The sequence below is a fragment of the Gordonia sp. L191 genome (assembly GCF_030077625.1).
Classification (GTDB): Bacteria; Actinomycetota; Actinomycetes; order Mycobacteriales; family Mycobacteriaceae; genus Gordonia; species Gordonia polyisoprenivorans_A.
This window is the reverse complement of sequence record NZ_CP125996.1, coordinates 1,578,123-1,599,400: the sequence shown is the minus strand read 5'-3', so window position 1 is coordinate 1,599,400 and position 21,278 is coordinate 1,578,123. Positions and strand designations below refer to the sequence as shown.

General features: G+C 68.4%; 24 protein-coding genes. 8 read left to right on the top strand and 16 right to left on the bottom strand.

The window, feature by feature from the left end:
- Nucleotides 1–57: 57 nt before the first annotated feature.
- Nucleotides 58–525 (bottom strand): DUF3499 domain-containing protein, encoded by a 468-nt coding sequence (locus tag QNM97_RS07155; RefSeq protein ID WP_208791857.1) that lies wholly within the window; start codon nucleotides 523–525, stop codon nucleotides 58–60.
- Nucleotides 526–687: 162 nt separating this feature from the next.
- Between QNM97_RS07155 and QNM97_RS07150 the strand changes: the two genes are divergently transcribed.
- A complete protein-coding gene (locus QNM97_RS07150; protein WP_283822166.1) occupies nucleotides 688–1,191 on the top strand; it encodes a metallopeptidase family protein in 504 nt (167 codons plus the stop codon).
- A 59-nt stretch (nucleotides 1,192–1,250) separates the two neighbouring features.
- Here the strand turns inward: QNM97_RS07150 and QNM97_RS07145 are convergent, their stop codons facing one another.
- Entirely contained in the window at nucleotides 1,251–1,472 is a 222-nt protein-coding gene (locus QNM97_RS07145) for a WhiB family transcriptional regulator (RefSeq protein WP_208796232.1), read from the bottom strand.
- A 760-nt stretch (nucleotides 1,473–2,232) separates the two neighbouring features.
- Between QNM97_RS07145 and cofD the strand changes: the two genes are divergently transcribed.
- The 3 genes from cofD to QNM97_RS07130 are packed head-to-tail and all read left to right on the top strand — an operon-like array spanning nucleotide 2,233 to nucleotide 5,212.
- The gene (cofD, locus tag QNM97_RS07140; RefSeq protein ID WP_283822165.1) at nucleotides 2,233–3,273 is read left to right on the top strand and encodes a 2-phospho-L-lactate transferase; all 1,041 of its coding nucleotides are present in this window, start codon (nucleotides 2,233–2,235) and stop codon (nucleotides 3,271–3,273) included.
- Nucleotides 3,270–4,634: a coenzyme F420-0:L-glutamate ligase gene (locus QNM97_RS07135; protein WP_208791859.1), complete on the top strand. Its 1,365-nt coding sequence runs from the start codon at nucleotides 3,270–3,272 to the stop codon at nucleotides 4,632–4,634. The genes cofD and QNM97_RS07135 overlap by 4 nt, the downstream gene beginning before the upstream one ends.
- Nucleotides 4,631–5,212: an NUDIX hydrolase gene (locus QNM97_RS07130; protein ID WP_208791860.1), complete on the top strand. Its 582-nt coding sequence runs from the start codon at nucleotides 4,631–4,633 to the stop codon at nucleotides 5,210–5,212. The genes QNM97_RS07135 and QNM97_RS07130 overlap by 4 nt, the downstream gene beginning before the upstream one ends.
- Before the next feature lie 36 nt (nucleotides 5,213–5,248).
- Here the strand turns inward: QNM97_RS07130 and glgC are convergent, their stop codons facing one another.
- On the bottom strand, nucleotides 5,249–6,463 hold the full coding sequence (gene glgC / locus QNM97_RS07125) for a glucose-1-phosphate adenylyltransferase (protein ID WP_283822164.1): 1,215 nt from the start codon (nucleotides 6,461–6,463) through the stop codon (nucleotides 5,249–5,251).
- 156 nt (nucleotides 6,464–6,619) lie between these two features.
- Between glgC and glgA the strand changes: the two genes are divergently transcribed.
- A complete protein-coding gene (gene glgA / locus QNM97_RS07120; protein WP_283822163.1) occupies nucleotides 6,620–7,786 on the top strand; it encodes a glycogen synthase in 1,167 nt (388 codons plus the stop codon).
- Nucleotides 7,787–7,811: 25 nt separating this feature from the next.
- Here glgA and QNM97_RS07115 read toward each other — a convergent pair whose 3' ends face one another.
- The 10 genes from QNM97_RS07115 to QNM97_RS07070 form a co-directional block, all read right to left on the bottom strand.
- On the bottom strand, nucleotides 7,812–8,639 hold the full coding sequence (locus QNM97_RS07115; RefSeq protein WP_338837848.1) for a putative RNA methyltransferase: 828 nt from the start codon (nucleotides 8,637–8,639) through the stop codon (nucleotides 7,812–7,814).
- A gap of 71 nt (nucleotides 8,640–8,710) precedes the next feature.
- Complete coding sequence (locus tag QNM97_RS07110) at nucleotides 8,711–8,878, bottom strand: DUF3117 domain-containing protein (protein ID WP_007320197.1); 168 nt, start codon at nucleotides 8,876–8,878, stop codon at nucleotides 8,711–8,713.
- Between the two features lie 172 nt (nucleotides 8,879–9,050).
- A complete protein-coding gene (locus QNM97_RS07105) occupies nucleotides 9,051–9,554 on the bottom strand; it encodes a DivIVA domain-containing protein (RefSeq protein WP_283822162.1) in 504 nt (167 codons plus the stop codon).
- A 100-nt stretch (nucleotides 9,555–9,654) separates the two neighbouring features.
- Entirely contained in the window at nucleotides 9,655–10,716 is a 1,062-nt protein-coding gene (locus QNM97_RS07100; protein ID WP_208791864.1) for a glucosyl-3-phosphoglycerate synthase, read from the bottom strand.
- Nucleotides 10,713–11,612 (bottom strand): dihydropteroate synthase, encoded by a 900-nt coding sequence (gene folP / locus QNM97_RS07095; protein WP_283823127.1) that lies wholly within the window; start codon nucleotides 11,610–11,612, stop codon nucleotides 10,713–10,715. The genes QNM97_RS07100 and folP overlap by 4 nt, the downstream gene beginning before the upstream one ends.
- Before the next feature lie 31 nt (nucleotides 11,613–11,643).
- Complete coding sequence (locus QNM97_RS07090; protein WP_283822161.1) at nucleotides 11,644–13,413, bottom strand: long-chain-acyl-CoA synthetase; 1,770 nt, start codon at nucleotides 13,411–13,413, stop codon at nucleotides 11,644–11,646.
- An 80-nt stretch (nucleotides 13,414–13,493) separates the two neighbouring features.
- Complete coding sequence (locus tag QNM97_RS07085) at nucleotides 13,494–14,033, bottom strand: LOG family protein (RefSeq protein WP_283823126.1); 540 nt, start codon at nucleotides 14,031–14,033, stop codon at nucleotides 13,494–13,496.
- 123 nt (nucleotides 14,034–14,156) lie between these two features.
- Nucleotides 14,157–15,005 carry an LOG family protein gene (locus QNM97_RS07080; RefSeq protein ID WP_283822160.1) on the bottom strand — a complete coding sequence of 283 codons (849 nt, stop codon included), beginning with the start codon at nucleotides 15,003–15,005 and terminating at the stop codon, nucleotides 14,157–14,159.
- 66 nt (nucleotides 15,006–15,071) lie between these two features.
- Nucleotides 15,072–16,166, bottom strand: a complete 1,095-nt coding sequence (gene dapE, locus QNM97_RS07075; RefSeq protein WP_283822159.1) for a succinyl-diaminopimelate desuccinylase — start codon at nucleotides 16,164–16,166, stop codon at nucleotides 15,072–15,074.
- Nucleotides 16,167–16,251: 85 nt separating this feature from the next.
- Nucleotides 16,252–16,758: a DM13 domain-containing protein gene (locus QNM97_RS07070; RefSeq protein ID WP_283823125.1), complete on the bottom strand. Its 507-nt coding sequence runs from the start codon at nucleotides 16,756–16,758 to the stop codon at nucleotides 16,252–16,254.
- A gap of 250 nt (nucleotides 16,759–17,008) precedes the next feature.
- Here QNM97_RS07070 and QNM97_RS07065 point away from each other — a divergent pair, with 250 nt between their 5' ends.
- The 3 genes from QNM97_RS07065 (at nucleotide 17,009) to QNM97_RS07055 (ending at nucleotide 18,870) form a co-directional block, all read left to right on the top strand.
- A complete protein-coding gene (locus QNM97_RS07065) occupies nucleotides 17,009–17,311 on the top strand; it encodes a hypothetical protein (protein WP_283822158.1) in 303 nt (100 codons plus the stop codon).
- Nucleotides 17,312–17,417: 106 nt separating this feature from the next.
- Nucleotides 17,418–18,383, top strand: coding sequence for a 2,3,4,5-tetrahydropyridine-2,6-dicarboxylate N-succinyltransferase (dapD, locus tag QNM97_RS07060; protein ID WP_208791867.1), 966 nt, complete (start codon nucleotides 17,418–17,420; stop codon nucleotides 18,381–18,383).
- A gap of 76 nt (nucleotides 18,384–18,459) precedes the next feature.
- Complete coding sequence (locus QNM97_RS07055) at nucleotides 18,460–18,870, top strand: VOC family protein (RefSeq protein ID WP_283822157.1); 411 nt, start codon at nucleotides 18,460–18,462, stop codon at nucleotides 18,868–18,870.
- Here QNM97_RS07055 and QNM97_RS07050 read toward each other — a convergent pair.
- The 3 genes from QNM97_RS07050 to fdxA are packed head-to-tail and all read right to left on the bottom strand — an operon-like array spanning nucleotide 18,852 to nucleotide 21,016.
- Nucleotides 18,852–19,547 carry a helix-turn-helix domain-containing protein gene (locus tag QNM97_RS07050; RefSeq protein ID WP_283822156.1) on the bottom strand — a complete coding sequence of 232 codons (696 nt, stop codon included), beginning with the start codon at nucleotides 19,545–19,547 and terminating at the stop codon, nucleotides 18,852–18,854. The genes QNM97_RS07055 and QNM97_RS07050 overlap by 19 nt on opposite strands.
- Before the next feature lie 13 nt (nucleotides 19,548–19,560).
- Nucleotides 19,561–20,676 (bottom strand): succinyldiaminopimelate transaminase, encoded by a 1,116-nt coding sequence (gene dapC / locus QNM97_RS07045; RefSeq protein WP_283822155.1) that lies wholly within the window; start codon nucleotides 20,674–20,676, stop codon nucleotides 19,561–19,563.
- Between the two features lie 7 nt (nucleotides 20,677–20,683).
- Nucleotides 20,684–21,016 (bottom strand): ferredoxin, encoded by a 333-nt coding sequence (gene fdxA, locus QNM97_RS07040; RefSeq protein WP_014360612.1) that lies wholly within the window; start codon nucleotides 21,014–21,016, stop codon nucleotides 20,684–20,686.
- Between the last annotated feature and the right edge of the window lie 262 nt (nucleotides 21,017–21,278).

Sequence of the window (21,278 nt, the reverse complement as noted above, 5' to 3'; positions counted from 1 at the left end):
TGCCGCTCCGGCGCGCCGGAGGGCGCAAGCCGACGGCGGGCTCTCGAGGCGCGCAGTTCAGTCGACCGGGTCGGGCAGGACCCGGAGATGGCCGCGGCGGCCCGGGCGCGGCTTGGTGGCACCGCCGCGGGGACCGGGATCGGCGGGATGCACGTCACGGTTGGGCGCCCGGTGGCGACCCGGACGCATGTCGTCGAAGGCATCGATCGGATCGGGATGCGACATGTCTGCGGCGACCCGTCCGGCACGTCCACCGGAACTGGCCTCGCGCACGGCCTCGGCAAGGGCGGTCAGCTCGTAGTCCTCGGCCAACGGCGCCGAGAACCCCCGCTCGCTGCGCAGCATCTCCCAGCCACGGGGCACGGTGATCCGGCGCGCATGCTCGTCGCACAGATCCCAGGAATGCGGTTCGGCCGAGCTGGCGAGCGGTCCGATCACGGCCGTCGACTCCGCGTAGACAAAGGTCAGGGTAGCCACCGCGGAACGGGTGCAGCCGGGCCTGCAGCACTGGCGGGGAAGCTTCACGTCATTGAGGTTAGCCCGGCCCGGATCGATCCGGCGATCCCGACACGCGTGAACCATGGACACCGGACACGCAGACCGGCGGCCGACACCCACCGACAGGCAACCGACACGAGACCGGCACCGGCACGAGACATTCGGTGGACGCCCTCCTACACTCGCGCCATGCGATTCGATGGTTTTCGGCCACCGCGCGCCGGTCGCACCGGACCCGCGCGCTCCGCCCGGCGTCGTGAGCGTCGCGGGCGTGGACTGCGGACACCATTGCTGCCGCCGAGCGTGCCCGCATGGCGGAGCAAATCGGACGAATTCGACGCGGTGGCCATCGAGGCCTTCGCCGAGATCGATGCGCGGTGGCACGACGAACTCGCCGGACTCGACATCGCCGTCGACGAGATCCCCCGCATGCTGCCGCGGGATCCGGAGACCATCCAATGGCCCGACGAGGTGACCGCCGACGGCGCGATCCCGCTCGCGCGACTGATCCCGGCGGGCGTCGACGTCCACGGACAGCCGACCCGCGCGAAGATCATCTTGTTCCGCAGACCGCTGGAGAGCCGTGCGCGTCGCGACACCGAACTGATCGAGCTGATCCACGAGGTGCTCGTGCAGCAGGTCGCCACCCACCTCGGCGTCGACGAGGACACGATCGACCGAGGACTCGACTGACCCCAGCACGGTGATGCGGTGGCCGACGGTCACCTGGACGGCCGTTCGCCGTCAGCGGCTCAGATGATGCCGCGCTTGAGGCGACGGCGCTCCCGCTCGGAGAGGCCGCCCCAGATACCGAAGCGCTCGTCGTTGGCGAGCGCGTATTCGAGGCACTCCGCCTTGACCTCGCATCCGGAGCAGATGCGTTTGGCCTCGCGCGTCGATCCGCCCTTTTCCGGGAAGAACGCCTCGGGATCGGTTTGGGCGCACAGCGCCCGGTCCTGCCACTGCTCCTCCATCGCGTCGAACAGATCGTCGAACTCGTTGGGCACCAACGACAAATGCCGTCGCGGGGCATCGGACTCGGCGTCGGCGAGCCCAACCTGCGGTGAGGTCAGGAATGTCTCGTTGACCGGTCCGAGACCGTGATACAACGCGTCGTCGGAGCCAGTGGTGCGTGAAGGGTCTTGTGGTTCAAGGGGATTGCCGATCGGGTTGTCGAATGCCATCGCCGGCCCCTCCTGCCTGGGAAGTCGTTGTACTGCTGCTGTCTCGCGCCACGGCGTCACTGCCGCGTCACCCCGTCCACCTGTTGTCGTTCGATCTTCACCAGTGCCCGGCGTTTCGAGTCGCACTCACACCACGCGAGCAACACATCGACCCGAAGCGACATCCGGTCGAACATCCTATCGAAAACACTTAGCTCTCAGTGATTCTCGATCTCGAACCGAAAATGACACTGATGTGATTACACACGCTGGCGACCACTCAGGTCAAGCCGAGAGAGAAATCTTCTTAATACCACTGGCCGAGGAAAACCGGAGTCGCGACACGTGGGGAAGCCGATTCGTCAGGAATCTCACATCGCCTGCGCTGCCGGATGTCCGGGTTGCGACCGAACCGCACAGGACATCGAACCGCACCAGGACACCGACCCGTACGGTCTACCGGATGCGCGGGCGCTGCGCCACTCGGGTCGGTGTCCGTCCCGCGGTCGGGCCGCGGGCGTGGGGTCACCGCGGTCCGGTCACCACAGTCGGGTCACTACAGTGGATCGCTGTGAAGGTGACCGTTCTCGTCGGTGGCGTCGGTGGCGCCCGATTCCTGCAGGGTGTGCGCGAATTGTTCGGGTCGACCCCGTTTCCCGCGCCCGCCGAGGGCGCGGCGATCGACGAGGCCGCAACCGCCCCGGGCCCCCATGAGATCACTGCGATCGTCAACGTCGGAGACGATGCGTGGATGCACGGTGTGCGGATCTGCCCCGACCTCGACACCTGCATGTACACCCTCGGCGGGGGCATCGACACCGAGCGCGGGTGGGGGCGCAAGGGTGAAACCTGGCACGCCAAGGAGGAACTCGCGGCCTACGGCGCCGATCCGGACTGGTTCGGGCTGGGTGATCGCGATCTCGCCACCCATCTCATCCGTACCCAGATGCTCGACGCGGGTTACCGGCTCTCCGACGTCACCGCCGCACTGTGCAAGCGCTGGCAGCCCGGTGTGCGGCTGTTACCGGCCACCGACGACCGCCACGAGACCCACGTCGTGGTGTCCGCTCCGGGTGGCGAGGACGGCGCGCGGGTGGCGATCCACTTCCAGGAGTGGTGGGTTCGGCATCGGGCCAAGATCCCGACGTTCGGTTTCGCCCAGGTCGGTTCCGACGACACGCACGCCGCGCCGGGGGTGATCGAGGCGATCGCCGAGGCCGACGTCGTCCTGCTCGCGCCCAGCAACCCGGTGGTGAGCATCGGTGCGGTGATCAGCGTGCCGGGCGTGCGCAGCGCGTTGCGCACCACCGGGGCACGTGTCGTCGGCGTCAGTCCCGTGATCGACAACCGGCCACTGCGCGGTATGGCCGACGAGTGCCTGTCGGTGATCGGCGTCGAGACCACCGCCGAGGCGATCGCCGCACACTACGGTGCGCGCAGCGGCAACGGAATCCTCGACGGGTGGCTCATCGCCGACGGCGACGAGGCGGCGGTCGAGGGCATCTCCATCGGTGCCGCTCCCCTGCTGATGACCGACCCGGTCGCCACCGCGCACATGGTGCGCGCGGCGTGCGCTCTGGTCGGCGTCGACACCCCCGGGGCCGATCGATGACCGCCGGCGACACCTCCCCGATCACCGATCACCGCGCCCCGGGCATCATCGAGGTGCGCCCGGTGACCGGGTTGCCGGAATTCGACACGACCACCGACCTCACCAGCGAAATCCTCAGGGCCGCACCGTGGTTGGCATCAGGTGACGTAGTGGTGGTGACCAGCAAGGTCTTCTCCAAGACCGAGGGGCGCATGGTGGCCGCCCCCACCGACCCCGACGAACGCGACGCCCTGCGCCGACGGCTCGTCGTGCAGGAATCGGTGCGGGTACTCGCGCGCCGCAACCGCACACTGATCACCGAGAACCGGCTCGGCCTCGTGCAGGCCGCCTCCGGTATCGACGGGTCGAATGTTCCCGTCGACGCGCTCGCGCTGCTGCCGGAGAACCCCGACCGCAGCGCCGCCGAACTGCGCGCGTCCCTCGCCGCGGCCGCCGGCATCGAGGTGGCGGTGATCGTCACCGACACCATGGGACGCGCATGGCGGACCGGACAGATCGACGTGGCGATCGGCGCGGCGGGGATCGCGGTCACCCATCCCTACGAGGGCGGCGTCGACAGCCACGGAAATCCGTTGGTGGTCACCGACATCGCCGTCGCCGACGAGATCGCGGCCGCGGCCGACCTGGTCAAGGGCAAGCTCGCGGGCGTGCCGGTGGCCGTGGTGCGCGGGTTGCAGCCCACCGACGACGGGTCACGGGCGGCCGATCTGATCCGGCCCACCGACGAGGACCTGTTCCACCTCGGCACCGCCGAGGCGATCGAGCAGGGCCGCCGGGAGGCGCTGCTGACGCGGCGATCGGTGCGCGCCTTCGCCGACGCCCCGGTCGACCCGGAGGCAATCACCGCGGCATGCGCCGACGCACTCACCGCACCCGCTCCGCACCACACCCACCCGGTGCGATTCGTGTGGGTCCGCGACGCCGCACGCCGCACACGACTCCTCGATGCCATGGGCGAGGCGTGGCGCGCCGATCTCGGCTCCGACGAGAAGACCGCCGAGTCGATCGAAAAACGCGTCGCGCGGGGGCGAATCCTCTACGACGCCCCGGAATTGGTGATTCCGTTCCTGATCCCCGACGGCGCCCACACCTATCCCGACGATCGTCGCAATGCCGCCGAGCACACCATGTTCACCGTTGCCGCCGGTGGCGCCGTCACGGCCCTGCTCGTGGCCCTCTCGGTCCGCGGACTGGGCTCCTGCTGGGTCGGGTCGACCATCTTCGCCGCACCCGTGGTGACCTCCCACCTCGAGGTCCCCGCCGACTGGGAACCGTTGGGCGCCATCGCCATCGGCCACCCGGCGCAGGAGTCCGGGCTGCGTGCGAGTGCGCCCACCGACGACTGGCTGATCCTGCGGTGAGCGCCGAATCCCTGCACGATTCGGCGGTGGCGACTCTCGAGACCTGGACGGCGCCGTCACCGGAACAGGACTCACTGCGCCACACCTATCGCGCCTTCCTCGACGCCGCCGAGCAGGCCTGTCTGCGCGCTCACGCGCCCGGTCACCTGACCGCGTCGGCGATCGTCTTCGACGCCGGCGCCGATCACGTACTGCTGACGCTGCATCCGCGGGTGGGCAAATGGATTCAGCTCGGGGGGCATTGCGAACCCGACGACGCGTCCATCGCCGACGCCGCGCTGCGTGAGGCCCGCGAGGAATCCGGCATCGACGGCCTGGCGTTGGCCGGGCTCGCGCAATTGCACACCCACCCGATCACCTGCTCGCTCGGCGTGCCGACCCGCCACCTCGACGTGCGCTTCGTCGCGGTGGCCCCGCCGACGTCCGACGGCGGCCTACCGCCGATCACCATCAGCGACGAGTCACTCGATCTGCGGTGGTGGCCGGTCGAGGCGTTGCCCGCCGACACCGAGGGCACCGACATCGTGTCCCTCGTCGCCCTCGGACGCCGCCTCGTGAGCGAGGCACCGCAACGCTGAGCAGACCGACGCCCCAGAGCGCTCGGATGCGAGCGCTCAGACGCGGATGTTCTTGCCGACGGTCACCACGCCACCGGCACTGACCGCGAACCGCTGACGATCGGACTCGAGGTCGGTACCGAGCTGTTCACCCTCACCGACGACGACGTTCTTATCGAGGATGGCGCGTCGGACCACCGCACCCTTGCCGACCCGCACGCCGGGCATCAACACACTGCCCTCCACGACGGCGCCGTCCTCGATCATCACGTTCGCCGAGAGCACCGAGGTACTCACCGACCCGGCCGACACGATGCAGCCGGCGCCGACCACCGAATCCTGGGCGTGACCGCCCTGCACGAACTTCGCGGGCGGCAGATGCAGTGTCTCGCCACGAATCGGCCAGCGGCGGTTGTAGAGGTTGAACACCGGGTGCACCGACACGAGGTCCATGTGCGCGTCGTAGAACGCGTCGAGCGTCCCCACGTCACGCCAATACCCACGGTCGCGTTCGGTGGCACCGGGCACCTCGTTGTCGGCGAAGTCGTAGACGAACGCCCGCTGCTGGTTCACGAAGGCCGGGATGATGTCGCCACCCATGTCGTGGTCGGAGTCGGAGTCGGCCGCGTCGGCGCGGATCGCCTCCACCAGCGCCTCGGTGGTGAACACGTAATTGCCCATCGAGGCGAAGGTCACGTCGGGGTCGTCGGGAGTACCCGGCGGATCGGCGGGCTTCTCCAGGAACCGGGTGATCTGACCCGACTCGTCGGCATCGATGCACCCGAACGCACTGGCCTCCGCGCGCGGCACCCGGATACCCGCGACGGTGACGTCGGCTCCCGAGTCGATATGCGCCTCGACCATCTGTGACGGGTCCATCCGGTACACGTGGTCGGCACCGAAAACGACGATGTACTCCGGCTGTTCGTCCTCGATGAGGTTCATCGACTGGAAGATCGCATCGGCGCTGCCGGTGTACCACCGCGGTCCCAGGCGCTGCTGCGCGGGCACCGGGGTGATGTACTCCCCGTGGAATCCCGACGACCACCAGGTCTGCGAGATGTGGCGGTCGAGTGAATGCGACTTGTATTGCGTCAGAACGCAGATGCGTTCGTAACCGGCGTTGACCAGATTGGACAGGACGAAGTCGATCAGCCGGTAGGCGCCACCGAATGGGACCGCCGGTTTCGCGCGGTCCATCGTCAGCGGGTACAGGCGTTTACCCTCACCGCCCGCAAGGACGATACCGAGCACGTGCGGCTGTGATCTCACACTCACAACTTAACCGCCAATCTGTGCACGGGCCAGACGAACACACACCTCGATCCACTGATGTTCGCGATGTTCTCGCCTCGACGACATCCGGCTCTTGCCGAGTTTGCCCCGCTTTCGTGGCGAACTGCGCGTGCGGGCACTAGCGTCGTCGTCATGAGGGTGGCGATGATGACACGGGAGTATCCACCCGAGGTCTACGGTGGTGCCGGAGTCCACGTGACCGAGTTGGTGCGACATCTGCGCGCACTGATCGAGGTCGACGTGCACTGCATGGGGCAACCGCGGGACACCGCGACGGTGTACGCACCCGACCCGGGGCTCGACGGCGCCAACGCGGCGATCACAACGCTGTCCGCCGATCTGCGGATGGCGGTGGGTGCCGCGGGCGCCGACCTGGTGCATTCGCACACCTGGTACACCGGTCTCGCCGGACACCTGGCGGCCGAGTTGCACGGCGTGCCACATGTATTGACCGCACACTCGCTGGAACCGATGAGACCGTGGAAGGCCGAGCAACTCGGCGGCGGCTATCGTGTGTCGAGCTGGGTGGAGCGCAACGCCGCCGAGTACGCCGACGCGGTGATCGCGGTCAGCTCCGGGATGGCCAACGACGTGTGCGAGACCTATCCGCGCCTCGATCCCGGTCGAGTTCACGTGGTGCGCAACGGGATCGATACGTCGCAGTGGTTCGCGGTGGATGACCCGTTCGGTCCGGACTCGACATTGACCGCGCTCGGCGTCGACCCGGATCGGCCGATCGCGGCTTTCGTCGGCCGGATCACGAGACAAAAGGGCGTCGCCCACCTCGTCGCAGCCGCCCACCATTTCGATCCGGACGTCCAGCTCATCCTGTGTGCAGGAGCGCCGGATACCCCGGAAATCGGTGCGGAGGTCGAGTCGGCGGTCGCCGCGTTGTCGGCATCGCGGCATGGCGTGCACTGGGTCCGGGAGATGCTCCCACTCCCGCGCATCCGGGAAATCCTCACCGCAGCAACAGTATTCGTCTGCCCGTCGGTGTACGAGCCGCTGGGTATCGTGAACCTCGAGGCGATGGCCTGCGGGACGGCGGTGGTGGCCTCGGCGGTCGGCGGCATTCCCGAGGTGGTCCGCGACGCCGTCACCGGTGTCCTCGTCCCCTACGATCCGGCCGACTCGGCTGCGTTCGAACGCGGCCTCGCCGACGGCGTCAATGCGGTGGTGCGGGATCCGGCGACCGCCGAGTCGATGGGCAAGGCCGGACGCGAACGGGCCGCTGCGGAATTCTCCTGGGATGCGATCGCCGAGCAGACCCTCGCGGTGTATCAGGCCGTCACGCGCTGATCCGCGGCCCGACGCGCGGGACCGGTCAGCGGATGCGGCACACCGTGACGGTGACCGCGACGGTGATCTCGAGGCTGCCACCGTGAGCGGCGGCCACGCCGTCGGCGACCTCGTCGATGTGCGCGCGCTCGTGATGAAATGCCGAGGGCCCCATGGCGACGAGGTCGGCGATCGTCGGCGCGGTCACCGTACGCGTCTGCTGCACCACGTGCCGGTCGACGATGTCGAAAACCGGCGACAACGCGGCCTCGATCCGATCGTCCTTGTCCGGCGCCACCGTCAGCATGCCCAGCGGGCCGACGAGTTCGGTGAGGTGATCGGGACGGGGTGCCACGATGACGAGATGACCACCGGCGCGCAGGACACGCGCGGTCTCGGCGATGTTGCGCGGGGCGAACACCGACAACGCCACCGCTGCCGAACCGGACCTCATCGGGATCTGCCGCCACACGTCGGCGACCACACTCGCGGCGGTCGGCTCGCCGCGCACCACCGCCCGGGCGCACGCCTTGGACAGGTCGATGACCACCCCGCGCGCGTTCGGGGCCCGGCGCAGACACGCGCGGAGATACACCCCTGGGCCGCCCCCGAGATCGACGATCAGGGGCGACTGCGCATCGGGCGACTGCTCGTCGGCGGGGCACAGATCGGCGACGGCGGTGGCGGTGGCCTCGACGACCGGCGACAGGACGCCTGCGTCGTGCACACGGAGTCGAGCGGCAACCATCTCCGGGGTGTCGGCGCGGAGCGCACCGGAGCGCCCGTCGAGGAGCGCGACGTAGCCATGGCGGGCGATGTCGAAGGAATGTCGCCGACCGCACCGCAGCGCGGCGTGGTCGGCGGTGAGATCCAGGGCATCCGAGCAGATCGGACACCTCAGGTCGGGAAGTAGCTCGGTCAGCGCCGAGCGGGCCCGCGACCCGGTCAGCCGGTGACCCCGCGGAGTTCTTCGCCGAGAGCTGCGGCCTCGTCCGGGGTCAGTTCGACCACCAGTCGTCCACCACCCTCGATCGGAATGCGCACGACGATCCCACGTCCCTCCTTGGCCGCTTCCATTGGCCCATCCCCAGTTCGTGGCTTCATCGCCGCCATTCTCAAACTCCCTTCAGAGTCTCGCGTCGCCGAGGGCTCCCGGCCGTCGCCGGACGATCATTCCGACAAGACGGAGAAGCCCGGATCGCGGCCATGCGGCCGGTGACGGTGGTTGCCGCCAGAGCAATGATACGTGGCGCACCGACGTGCAGATGCCCCACGCGCCCGCAAGTCAGTCACGCGATTCGGTCACGGCCCCGGCAGCGGGGTCGACCGAGGCCTCCTCCATACCCTCCGGGCGGTGGTCACCGGCACCCTCCGGGTGGTGGTCCCCGGCTCCTGTCACGTGCGACTCGACGGCGCTTGCCTGCGGACCATCGACTCCCCCGGCCACCGTGTCGGCCTCGTGACGACCGATACCCGCGGCGACCGGGTGTACGGATGCGGCGTCGCGGTCCTGCAGTTGCTGGATCAGCGCCCGGAGGTCGTCGATCTCGTCGGCGAGCCGGGCCAGCGCCCAGTCGACCTCGCTCTGCTTGTACCCGCGGACGGTGAGCGCGAACCGCAGTGCGCGCACGTCGTATCCATTGATCCCGTTGCGTGGAAGACGGGTCAGCGTCGAGGTTGCGTCGACCGGCGGGAGGTCCTCGCCGCGACCGAACACGAACCAGACCACGGCGAAGACGACGGCCACCACGACCGCCATGATCAGCAGGTACAGCAACAGTGTCTGCATGATCCCATGGTGTCAGACAGGTGACCGGTCGCGCCGCCGTGGCCCGTCCGATGCCACGTCGCGACGGTAGGGGCGGGCGAGCGCCCCATCAGGCGAGGGCCTACGAGGCGATCTCCTCGTCGTCGGCGGCGATGTCGACCGCGCGCAGGGTCTTCATCGGCGGGCGGTCCTCGAGATAGACGTCGGTGGTGTGCGGGGTGAAGGTGCCGTCGGGCTCCGCGGTGAACTGGGTCAACCCGACGCCCGAATCCTCGATGCCGCAGCGGCGCATCAAGGTGCCCACGATCTGGCGGCTCATCACACCCAGCTCGATGAGCGGGCGGTTGCGGTGGGTGCGCACCCCGAGATTCACCTGGCCGATGCCCTCGAGGCCGTAGCGGTCGTAGGTATCGATCAGCAGCCCGATCTCGACACCGTAACCGGGGGCGAACGGCACCGACGCGAACATCTCGCGGGTACCGGCGTACTCCCCGCCGAGGGGCTGGAGCACCGCGGTGAGTTCGGGCTTCTGCGAGGCGAGCAGTGGTCGTGCGACGAGCTCGGTGACCCTGCCGCCACCGTTGGCGTCCTGGGTGCCCCCGGTTCGCAGGGGACGCCGATAGTAGCCCTTGACCAGCTGGATGTCCGGATTCACCAGCAGGGGGCCGAGCATCTTCGGCACGAACATCGGGTCGGGGTCGATCAGATCGGAGTCGACGAAGGCGATGATGTCGCCGGTGGCGACGGCGATCGAGCGCCACAGCACTTCGCCCTTGCCCTTGACGGGCTCGAGTTCGGGGACCGCGTCCTCGCGGCTGATCACCTCGGCGCCGGCGGCCCGCGCGCGTTCGGCGGTCGCGTCGGTGGACCCGGAGTCCAGCACGATCAGCTCATCGACCAGGGTTCCGACCAACGGCCGGATGGTGGCGATGACATCGGCGACGGTTTCTTCCTCGTTCAGGGCGGGCAGGACCACCGATACCGTGCGTCCGTCCTTGGCCGCGACGAGTTCGTCGATCGTCCAGTCCGGTTGTTCCCAGGTGTGGGTGGCCGACCACGAACCCCGGTCGACGGTGTCTGCGGGCGCCGGCCACATGGCGGCCTTGTCCCGACCGGTGGATGCCGACGGTGTCCGTCCGGCGACGTGTGGGCGGTTCTGGGTTCGACGTACCTTCTTGGTCATGCGAGTCCCCTGACTGTTCTGGCTGGAGGCCGTGTGCCCGCTATCGCGGCGACCATGTCGACCACGCGGCGGGTGGCGGCGACCTCGTGGACGCGGAAGATCCGGGCGCCGTGTTCAGCGCTCAGAGCGGTCGCCGCGAGTGTGCCCTCCACCCGGTGTTCGAGGTCCACTCCCAGAGTCTCCCCCACAAAATCCTTGTTGCTCAGCGCCATCAGCACCGGCCAACCTGTCTTAACAAGATCTTTTACGTGACGTAACAAGGTCAGCCCGTGGTGAGTGTTCTTGCCGAAATCATGCGTCGGATCGATCACGATCGAGTCACGTGCGACACCCGCGGCCTCGGCACGACGGGCCGCCGACGTCACCGCCTCGAGCACATCGGCCACGACGTCGGTGACCGCATCGCCGTAGGAGACCCGATGCGGTCGGGTCCGCACCACCGCGCCACCGGTGTGCGAACACACGATCCCGGCCCGGTGCGCCGCGGCCACCTCGACCAATCCCGGGTCGGCGCCGGCCCAGGTGTCGTTGATGAGGTCGGCGCCCACCGCGCACGCCCGATCGGCGACCTCACTGCGCCACGTGTCGACGCTGATGAGCAGATCGGGGTAGCGATCACGAATCCACGCGATGAACGGCACCACCCGCGCGATCTCGCCCGCGGCGTCGACCTCCGCACCCGGACCGGCCTTGACGCCGCCGATGTCGACGATGTCGGCGCCCTCGGCCACGACGCGGTCGACCCGGTCCTTGGCCGCATCGTCGGTGAAACTGGCCCCACGGTCGTAGAACGAATCGGGCGTGCGGTTCACTATCGCCATCACCAGCGCGCGGTCGGCGGCGACCGGGCGGCCGCACAGGGTCTCGCCCCCGTACTTCACACGTCGCGCGTCCATGGCGTCCATGGCGTCCAGACTACGAAAGCGTTCAGTTCTTGGGCGCCTTGGCCGCCGCGACGTCGTCGGGATAGGAGTCGTAGTACTCGACGTATCCGTCGGATCGTCCGGCGAGCACGTAGAGCGGGTCGTCGCCGACCTTCTCGTAGCCCTCGTCGCGCAATTCGACCTTGCGGTTCTTGAACGTGGAGGTGGCCTCGAGCTGACCGACGATCCGGATGAACAGCGGCATCGCATACGACGGCAGGGCCTCGTAGAGGTGCGACGCCATTTCCTTGCCGTCGAAGCTCGCACCCTCGCGCAGCGTCACCGCCGCCATTCCGGCCTTGCCGTCGGTGCCCGGGACCTCGACGCCGAAGACCACCGACTGCGCGATCGACGGGTGGCCGTCGAGTCCGGCCTCGACCTCGGTGGTCGCCACGTTCTCACCCTTCCAGCGGAACGTGTCGCCGAGCCGGTCGACGAAGGCGATGTGGCTGAAGCCCTGGTCACGGACGAGATCACCGGAGTTGAACCAGGCGTCGCCGTCCTTGAAGGCATCGCGGACGATCTTCTTCTCGGTCTCCTCCGGATCGGTGTAACCGTCGATCGGGACCCGATCGTTGATACCGGAGAGGAGCAGACCCGTTCCGCCGCGCTTCACCTTGGTCAGCCGGCCGTCGGCGTTGCGTTTGGGTTTGCCGTCCTCGTCGTAGTCGACGATCGCGTACGGCAGCGGGCAGAACCCGGCGGTGCGGCTGGCGCTGAAGGCGTTGACGAACACCAGGTTCAGTTCGCTGGCCCCGTAGAACTCGACGATCCGATCGATGCCGAACCGCTCGCGGAATTCGTCCCAGATGTCGGGGCGCATGCCGTTGCCGACCACGAGGCGCACGCTGTGGGCGCGGTCGGTCGGCTTCTCCGGCTGCGCCAGGAGGTACCGGCACAGTTCACCGATGTAGCAGAACGCGGTGGCACGATTGAGGATGACGTCGTCCCAGAATTTCGACGCCGAGAAGTGCTTGCCGATGGCGATACAGGCGCCCGAGGCGAGGACCGAGGACAGCGACACCGACAAGGCGTTGTTGTGGTACAGCGGCAGCGGCACGTACATGGTGTCGCTGGCGCGCAGGCGCACCGCGAGTCCGCCGATACCCGAGAGGCTGGCCAGCCACCGGTTGTGGCTCATCACGCTGGCCTTGGGCAGGCCGGTGGTCCCGGAGGTGAAGATGTAGAACGCCTCGGTGGATGCCGGCAGGGTCGCGGTGACCTTCGGGTCGGACTCCGACCGTCCCTGCGCCGCGGCATCGAGTGCGGCGAAATCGAGGACGTGCTCGGGCAGTGCGCTCTCGGGAATCGTCTCGAAGGCCTCCGCACAATCCGGGTCATGGACGAACACCCGGGCCCCGAGGAGTTTCATGCTGTGCTCGAGGACGTTGCCCCGCTGGTTGTAGTTGATCATCCCGGCGATCGCACCGAGTTTGACCGTCGCGAGCATCACGAACAGGTCGGTCGGGCAGTTCTTCGACAGGATCGCCACCACGTCGCCGGTCTGCACACCCTTCTCGGCGAGTACCGCGGCGTACCGGTTCACCGTCCGGTTGGCCTCGCCGTAGGTGGTCGACTTGCCTTCGAACCGCACGAACGGCCGGTCCGGATGGTTGGCCGCGTGCTGTTGGAAGATCAGGCCGATGGTGCGCTTGGCGTCGGCGGGCCGGCGGATCAGACCGGGTGCGTGCTTGATCATCTGGGGAGCCTGCGGCGCCATCTTGAGCACGCCTCTGAACAGATCTGTGATTCCGACGGTGTCCTGGGACGACATCGACTTACTCGCTCTCCGGTTGGACGACGATGGCGCGCGCTGTCCGCCGTGAACACACGGCGCCAGCTCGTGTCCACACCTTACCGGTCAGTAGCATGACGCAGCGCACCCTCCACCGAATCGGTGACGACGAGCTGGTCCAGTGAACTCTGTGCGACGAATCCCGGGGCCACCAGACCCTGCAACCACGACAACAGCGGCGTGTAGAAACCCGCCGGATCGAGCAGCACGACGGGCTTGCTGTGCATGCCGAGGAATCCGCCGGTCCACGTCTCGAACAACTCCTCGAGCGTGCCGATACCTCCCGGCAACGTGATGAAGCCGTCGGCCCGATCGTCCATCAGCTTCTTGCGTTCCCGCATGGTGTCGGTGATGACGAGTTCATCGGCGTCGAGGTCGGCGACCTCGCGCTGCATCAGGGCCCGCGGGATGATCCCGACCGTCATACCACCGGCCGCGCGCGTGGCGTCGGCGACAGCGCCCATCATCGACACGTTGCCGCCACCGGAGACGAGCGTGTGTCCGCCCGCCCCGATCGCGGTGCCGAGTTCGGCCGCGAGATCCAGATACTCCTGCCCCACATTGCGTCCCGACGCGCAGTATACGCAGATCGCGCTCATCATTCCCCCGCCCTCTCGCTGTGTCCGCAGACCTCGTGGTCGGCGGATGTGTGTTCGTCTCGCCCGATCGCGCCGGACGCTGCCGGTCCCTGAGTCGGGGCCGGTGTCGGTCGGGCCGGATCGTCAGTCGGCGTCACCGCGCGTCGCGCGGCGCTGCGCGGCCGCCCGGATGACCTCGACCGCCTCGTCGGGTTCGTCGACAACGGTCACCAGATCGAGATCCTCGGCCGAGACCATCCCCTTGGCGACGAGGACCTCACGCATCCAGGCGAGCAGCCCAGCCCAGTGCGCGCGGCCGACGAGCACGATCGGGAACCGGACCACCTTCTTGGTCTGCACCAGGGTCAACGCCTCGAAGAGTTCGTCGAGGGTGCCGAGGCCGCCGGGCAGACAGACGAAGGCCTGCGCGTACTTCACGAACATCGTCTTGCGGACGAAAAAATAGCGGAAGTTCATGCCCAGGTCGACCCAGGGATTCAGATGCTGCTCGAACGGCAGCTCGATGTTGAGTCCGATCGACGTCGCCGACGACTCGTGGGCACCCTTGTTCGCGGCCTCCATGACGCCCGGTCCACCGCCGGTGATCACCGCGTAGCCGGCCCCGCCGAGCGCTCTGCCCACGCGCACCGCGAGCTCGTAATCGGGTGAACCGGGCTGCAGACGCGCGGACCCGAACACCGTGACCGCCTCGGCGACGTCGGACAGGGCGTCGAAACCCGCCACGAACTCCGACTGGATTCGCAGCACGCGCCAGGAATCGCGCATGGTGCGTTCGGCCCGGCGCTCGGCGTCGCGCGGATCGACCCACTCGAGCAGTCGACGATCGGTGGTGCGTTCGTCGGTGTCGGTGCGACGCACCCGCATGGGGCCGATGTAGCGGGTGCCCTGCTGATCCTCGATGTCGACATCGGTGACCGGATCACGCTCGGCGGGCTCGCTGCCTGAAGTGGTCTCGCTGCCAGAGGTTGTCATGGGCGTAACGCTAGCGCGCCCGGCCGATGTCCCCGCCGCACCGACGGGAACCCGGTGCACGTCGGATCAGCTCAGGTAGGCCCGCAACAACTCAGTGACCTCGCGGATCTGGGCGACTGGGACGCGTTCGTCGACCCGGTGGGCCAGGCTTGGATCCCCCGGTCCGAGGTTCACCGCGGGAATGCCGAGAGCCGAGAATCGCGACACGTCGGTCCAGCCGTACTTGGCGCGGAATCGTCCCTGCGCGGCGTCGACGAGTGCAGCCGCCGCCGGATGCGACAGGCCGGGCAGCGCGCCCGCGGCGGAGTCGGTGAGTTCGAGCGTCACCGCACCGGAGGCCAGTGGCCCGGCGAACACCTCACGAACGTGGTCGAGTGCGGTCTCGACGCTGTGGTCGGGTGCGAAGCGGAAGTTGACGTCGACGTGGGCGGCATCGGGCACGACGTTGCCGGCCACGCCGCCGCCGATCCCGACGGCCGAGAGTCCCTCGCGATACTCGCAACCATCGATGTCGACGCGGCGCGGCGAATACCCGGCGAGGATGGTGAGAACCTCCCCCAGCTTGTGAATGGCGTTGTCGCCCATCCACGCTCGCGCCGAGTGCGCTCGGGTCCCGGTCGCGGTCAGCCGCACCCGCAGGGTGCCTTGGCATCCTGCCTCGATCTGCCCGGCCGTGGGTTCGCCGAGGATCGCCACGTCGCCGGAAAGCCACTGCGGCAGTTCACGTTCGATGACCCCCAAGCCGTTGTACTCGGCGGCGATCTCCTCGCAGTCGTAGAAGATGAGCGTGAGGTCGTGGCGCGGATCGGCCAGCGTTGCCGCGAGATGCAAGAACACCGCGTCACCGGATTTCATGTCCACCGTTCCGCACCCGTGCAGGACGTCGCCCTCGGTGGCGTCGTCGGTGCGCCGGCTCGGCAGGTTCCCGGCCACCGGGACCGTGTCGAGGTGCCCGGCAAGGATGACCCGGCTGCCCAGACCCCGGTCGGTGCGCGCGAGCACCCGGTTGCCGTGACGCACGATCTCGAAGCCGGTGGTCTGCTCCCGGAGCGCGGATTCGACGGCGTCGGCGATGGCAGTTTCGTCCCGGGATTCACTGTGGATGTCGACCAGCGCCGCGGTTAGGTCGATCGGATCGCCATGGAGGTCGAGGGCATTCACGCCCCCACCGTAACGAAGCAGATGGCGCGGCGCCGAAAAGGGTTACACCTGCGTGGTTTACACCGCACTGTGTACACCACAGGGGTCATACCGGACGAAGTTCGGCCGCGCCGAACGACACGTCGAACTGCACACACCACAGCACCACCGCCGGGAACCGGGCGAGGTCGGTGGTCGCGGGCACCGGGTACACCTGATCGCCACGGTTGCCCTTGATCGGGCCGAGGTCGACGTGCGGGGCGCCGCCTGCGGTACGCCAGCCGGCGAAGCCGCCGATCACCTCCCCGGCCGAGAGCCACACGTGCACATCGGGGCCGGTGGTGGTGTCGAGGTTCTCGATGGCGAGAATCCTTGAGCCGTCCGGCTTCTCGATGATCGACACGGCACCGGTGGTGTCGTGTTCGTGGCTGATGAAGGTCCCCGACGAGAGCACCACGGGCGTGGCCGATGAGGTACCCGACGCCGGCGCGCCGCTCGCGGCGACCGGGATCTCGTCGGCGATCTCGGTGTCGACGAACACCAACCACGGCTTGAAGATCACGCCGCCGACCACCGCCGCGACGATGACCACCACACCGAGTCCGGCGAGCACCCAGGGCCAACGCCGGCGTCGGGGCGGCCCGCCCTGGTGCGGAGTCCGGTGTCCACGTTCGACCATGATGCGACAATACGGACATCACACGGCCACGACCAGCGCGTTCGGCCGTTCGGATGATGGCTCGATCGTGTCCGGAGATGAGCTCGATCGTGTCCGGAGATGATCGGCGAAACGTCTACTCGACTGTCGTGACCGTCGTAGCGTGGAGGTGTAGCGGAGTGTTCGAACCGAGGAGATGATCGCCATGTCCGCTCGTTCTCACGATTTCCACCGTTCTCATGATTCCCACGGTCAGCATCCTGCGGGGGTGCTGGCGTTCTTCCTGCTCATCGTCGGTTTCGCGAGCCTGGCCGTGCTGCTCGTGTCGGTGGTGGTCGGCAACACCGCGCTGGCCGTCACCGCCGCCGTCGTCGGACTGCTCGCCTTCGGTGTCGCCGCCACGACGATGACCATGCTGGGCCGGAAGCTGCATCACAGCGCACTGATTCCCGACTACACCGACACCGAGACGGAGCACTACCTGCGCGACTATCGACACAGTGATTGACCTGGCGGCTCCGCCGCGGCCTGACTTGGCGGCTCCGCCGCGGCGTGACCCGGCGGTCTGATCCGGCTGCCGACCACACGACGCCCCACCGGTAAGCTCGGGTGCCGTGACGAACAATGGTGCACACGCAGTCGGAATCGCCACGGTGACCAACGGGGGTTCCGCCGATCCCGGCGTCATCCTCGACGTCTGGTTCCCCGAGCCGCAGCTCGGTACGAGTGAGCAGAGCGGCACGACGATCCTGGACGACACCGCGACCCCTGGCGACCTCCGTGACCTCGTCGGCGTCGACGCCGTCCGCCGGGTCAAGACCGTCGCCGTGTCGACCACGATTGCCGATCTGTCGGCGCCGCCGGTCGACGCCTACGACGTCTACCTGCGTCTGCACCTGCTCTCGCATCGCCTCGTCGCGCCGCACGGCGCCAACCTCGACGGCATCTTCGGCCTACTCGCCAACGTCGTGTGGACCAATCACGGCCCGTGCCCCGTCGAGGGATTCGAGAAGATCCGCGCCGGGCTGCGCGCCCGCGGCGCGGTGACCGTCTACAGCATCGACAAGTTCCCCCGCATGGTCGATTACGTCGCGCCCGGTGGTGTACGCATCGGTGACGCCGACCGCGTCCGACTCGGCGCGCACCTCGCGCCCGGCACCACGGTCATGCACGAGGGCTTCGTGAACTTCAACGCCGGCACCCTCGGCGAGTCGATGGTCGAGGGCCGCATCTCGGCGGGTGTCGTCGTCGGCGACGGCTCCGACATCGGCGGCGGCGCGTCCACGATGGGCACGCTGTCCGGGGGCGGCAAGGAGCGCATCGTGCTCGGCAAGCGCTGCCTGCTGGGCGCGAACTCCGGCTGCGGCATCCCGCTCGGCGACGACTGCGTCATCGAGGCCGGCCTCTACGTCACCGCGGGCACCAAGGTGACCGGGCCCGACGGGACCACCGTCAAGGCCCGCGACCTCTCCGGCCAGTCCAATCTGCTGTTCCGTCGCAACAGCCTCAACGGCGCCGTCGAGGTGGTCCCGTGGAAGGGCGACGGCATCGCCCTCAACGAGGCCCTGCACAAGAACTGACACCGACACAGCCGACTGCCGGGATCTGTCCGAAACGTTCAAGACGCCCGGGGTGCGGTGGCCATGCGTTGAGCGTATGACCGACACAACACGCACCACGGGACCGATCCTCGACGCCCTGTCCATCGTCGTCGCCGACATGGCGGCCACCGTCGACTTCTACACCCATCTGGGTCTGCGATTCGATCCCGGCGCCGCCTACGCCCCGCACGCGGAGAGTTCGGTGGGCCCGATGAGGATTCTCTTCGACACCCGCGCCGTCGTCGAATCGTTCATGCCGGGGTGGACCGAACCCGCGGGCGGCCACCGGATGGCGCTCGCCTTCGCCTGCGCAACCCCCGCCGATGTCGACGCCGAGCACACCGCGCTCGTCGCCGCCGGACACCGGTCGATACTCGAACCGTTCGACGCCTTCTGGGGTCAGCGCTATGCCGTCATCGCCGACCCCGACGGCAACCCCGTCGACCTCTACAGCCCGCTGGCCTGACCGCCACCGGTCCACGCCGTCGGCGGCCCGCCGGCGAGTTCGGCGAAGTCGCGGCACATGTGCGCATGGTCGGCGTATCCCGCCCGCGCAGCGATGCCGCTCAGATCCTCCCCGGCGTCGTCGAGTAGCGCCAGCGCGGCCTGCATCCGCAGGATCCGGGCGAGAGTCTTGGGGCCATAACCGAAGTACTGCAACGAGATCCGGTGCAGGGCGCGCACCGACACCGACACCGTGTCGGCACAAGCGGAGACCGGGACGCCACGGACGAGCATCGAGGCCAGCGTGCCGATCCACGGCGGGAGTGGCTCACCCGGCACCGCGTCGCACAGCGCGGACAGGACCGCGCCCACATCGTCGGCAGCCGCGAGTGTCTCCTCCCAGCGGCGCACGCCCGACGCCGGCCAGAGATCGCTCAGCGACACCCGCGAGTCCCGGAACTCCGACGCGGGGGCACCGAGGAGTCCGGGCGCGTACCCCGGCGCGAAGCGCAGTCCGGTCATGTCCCGGTGTCGGTCGGTACGGAAGACGTACGGTCCGGTGTCGGGACCCGCAACCAGCAGTTCCTCACCGGTCCAGATCAGATCCATGCATCCGTCCGGCAGGATGATCGACTCGCCGGGTGCGGTATCGGCGCGCCAGCACGTCGCCGGCCTCGCAGGACACTCCGCGAATGTCACCGGCGACCGCGTCTCAGCCGAGCCGCTGCACCGCGGTGGCGATCCGCTCGTCGGTCGCCGTCAACGCGATCCGCACGTGGTCGACGCCTGCGGGCCCGTAGAAGTCGCCCGGTGCGGCGAGGATGCCTCGCTGCGCGAGCCAATCGACGGTCTCCCGGCACGGTTCGCCGCGGGTGGCCCACAGGTACAGACCGGCTTCGGAGTGGTCGATGGTGAAGCCCGCTGCGCGGACCGCCGCGGCCAGCTCGGTTCGGCGCTCGGCATAGCGGGCGCGCTGGACCTCGACGTGCGCATCGTCGGTGAGCGCTGCTGTCATCGCCGCCTGGATCGGGTACGGAACCATCAGCCCGGCATGTTTGCGCACGGCCAGCAGCTCGGCGATCAGGTCGCGGTCACCGGCGAAGAAACCCGCGCGATAGGACGCCAGGTTGGAGATCTTCGACAACGAGTGGACCGCGAGCAGACCGGTGTGGTCGCCGTCGGAGACACGCGGGTCGAGCACCGAGACGGCCTCGGCATCCCACGACAAACCGTGATAACACTCGTCGGAGATGACGACGGTCCCACGCTCGCGCGCCCACTCGATCACCTTGCGCAGGTGGTCGACCCCGAGCACCTTGCCGGTCGGATTGGACGGTGAGTTCAGGAACAGCACGGCCGGGCCTGCCGGTCCGAGTGCCACCGTCGAATCGGCACGCACCGGTGTCGCACCGGCCAGCAGGGCACTGACCTCATAGGTCGGGTAGGCAACCTCCGGGATGACGACCATCTCGCCGGCACCGACACCCAGCGTCGAGACCACCCCGGCGATGGCTTCCTTGGTGCCGATCACCGGGAGGATGCTCGACTCGTCCACGCCGACGGCTCCGTAGCGACGGCTCAGCGCCGCAGCCGCGGCGGCGCGCAGGGCCTCGGTCCCGATCGTCGTCGGATAGCCCGGGAACCCCGAGGCCTCCGCGAGGGCCTCACGGATGACCGGATCGACCGGATCGACCGGGGTACCGACCGAGAGATCGACGATGCCGCCGGGATGGGAGTTCGCCGTGGCCTTCGCCTCGGCGAGGGTGTCCCACGGGAAATCGGGGAGGGCGGCACTGACCCGGCGTCGGGCCGGACGGTCACCGGTCACCTCGAGCTCAGTCCTCGTCCTCGTTCATCGGGGGCAGTTGCTTGATGAAAGGCGGATCGAAATCGGTCTTGCCGACCTTGCTGGCACCGCCCGGCGACCCGAGCTCGTCGAAGAAGTCGGCGTTGGCACTGACGTACGGATCCCATTCGTCGGGGACGTCATCCTCGTAGAAGATGGCCTCCACCGGACACACCGGCTCGCAGGCACCACAGTCCACACATTCATCCGGCTGGATGTAGAGACTGCGACCACCTTCGTAGATGCAATCGACCGGGCATTCCTCAACACATGCCTTGTCCATCACATCCACGCAGGGTTCCGCGATGATGTAGGTCACCACACACTCCTTTGCTGCAAGCACTTCGGGTCGGCCGCCGTCGTCCGGCCGACCGAGATGTACGCGAGGGCTGGTCGCGCCGAACACGCATGCAGCGGCAATCCGCAGCTCCACACCGCACACACGTGTCGTCCTAGAGTATCCGCCCACCAGCAGGCCCTCCCACACCCGCCCCTGCTCGCCGGCGGTCGTTGAGTCACAAATCACACCGAGACCCGGTTGCACCCAGGGTGAGGAGAACCCTCCCGCTCGCGCCGATGCCCGG

Bases quoted from the DNA above. Each gene is read 5' to 3' on its own strand.
- QNM97_RS07150 (WP_283822166.1), top strand. From the start codon at position 688: ATGCGATTCGATGGTTTTCGGCCACCGCGCGCCGGTCGCACCGGACCC.
- QNM97_RS07145 (WP_208796232.1), bottom strand. From the start codon at position 1,472: ATGGAGGAGCAGTGGCAGGACCGGGCGCTGTGCGCCCAAACCGATCCC.
- QNM97_RS07135 (WP_208791859.1), top strand. From the start codon at position 3,270: ATGACCGCCGGCGACACCTCCCCGATCACCGATCACCGCGCCCCGGGC.
- glgA (WP_283822163.1), top strand. From the start codon at position 6,620: ATGAGGGTGGCGATGATGACACGGGAGTATCCACCCGAGGTCTACGGT.
- QNM97_RS07110 (WP_007320197.1), bottom strand. From the start codon at position 8,878: ATGGCGGCGATGAAGCCACGAACTGGGGATGGGCCAATGGAAGCGGCC.
- QNM97_RS07105 (WP_283822162.1), bottom strand. From the start codon at position 9,554: ATGCAGACACTGTTGCTGTACCTGCTGATCATGGCGGTCGTGGTGGCC.
- QNM97_RS07100 (WP_208791864.1), bottom strand. From the start codon at position 10,716: ATGACCAAGAAGGTACGTCGAACCCAGAACCGCCCACACGTCGCCGGA.
- folP (WP_283823127.1), bottom strand. From the start codon at position 11,612: ATGGACGCGCGACGTGTGAAGTACGGGGGCGAGACCCTGTGCGGCCGC.
- QNM97_RS07090 (WP_283822161.1), bottom strand. From the start codon at position 13,413: ATGTCGTCCCAGGACACCGTCGGAATCACAGATCTGTTCAGAGGCGTG.
- QNM97_RS07085 (WP_283823126.1), bottom strand. From the start codon at position 14,033: ATGAGCGCGATCTGCGTATACTGCGCGTCGGGACGCAATGTGGGGCAG.
- QNM97_RS07080 (WP_283822160.1), bottom strand. From the start codon at position 15,005: ATGACAACCTCTGGCAGCGAGACCACTTCAGGCAGCGAGCCCGCCGAG.
- QNM97_RS07065 (WP_283822158.1), top strand. From the start codon at position 17,009: ATGTCCGCTCGTTCTCACGATTTCCACCGTTCTCATGATTCCCACGGT.
- QNM97_RS07055 (WP_283822157.1), top strand. From the start codon at position 18,460: ATGACCGACACAACACGCACCACGGGACCGATCCTCGACGCCCTGTCC.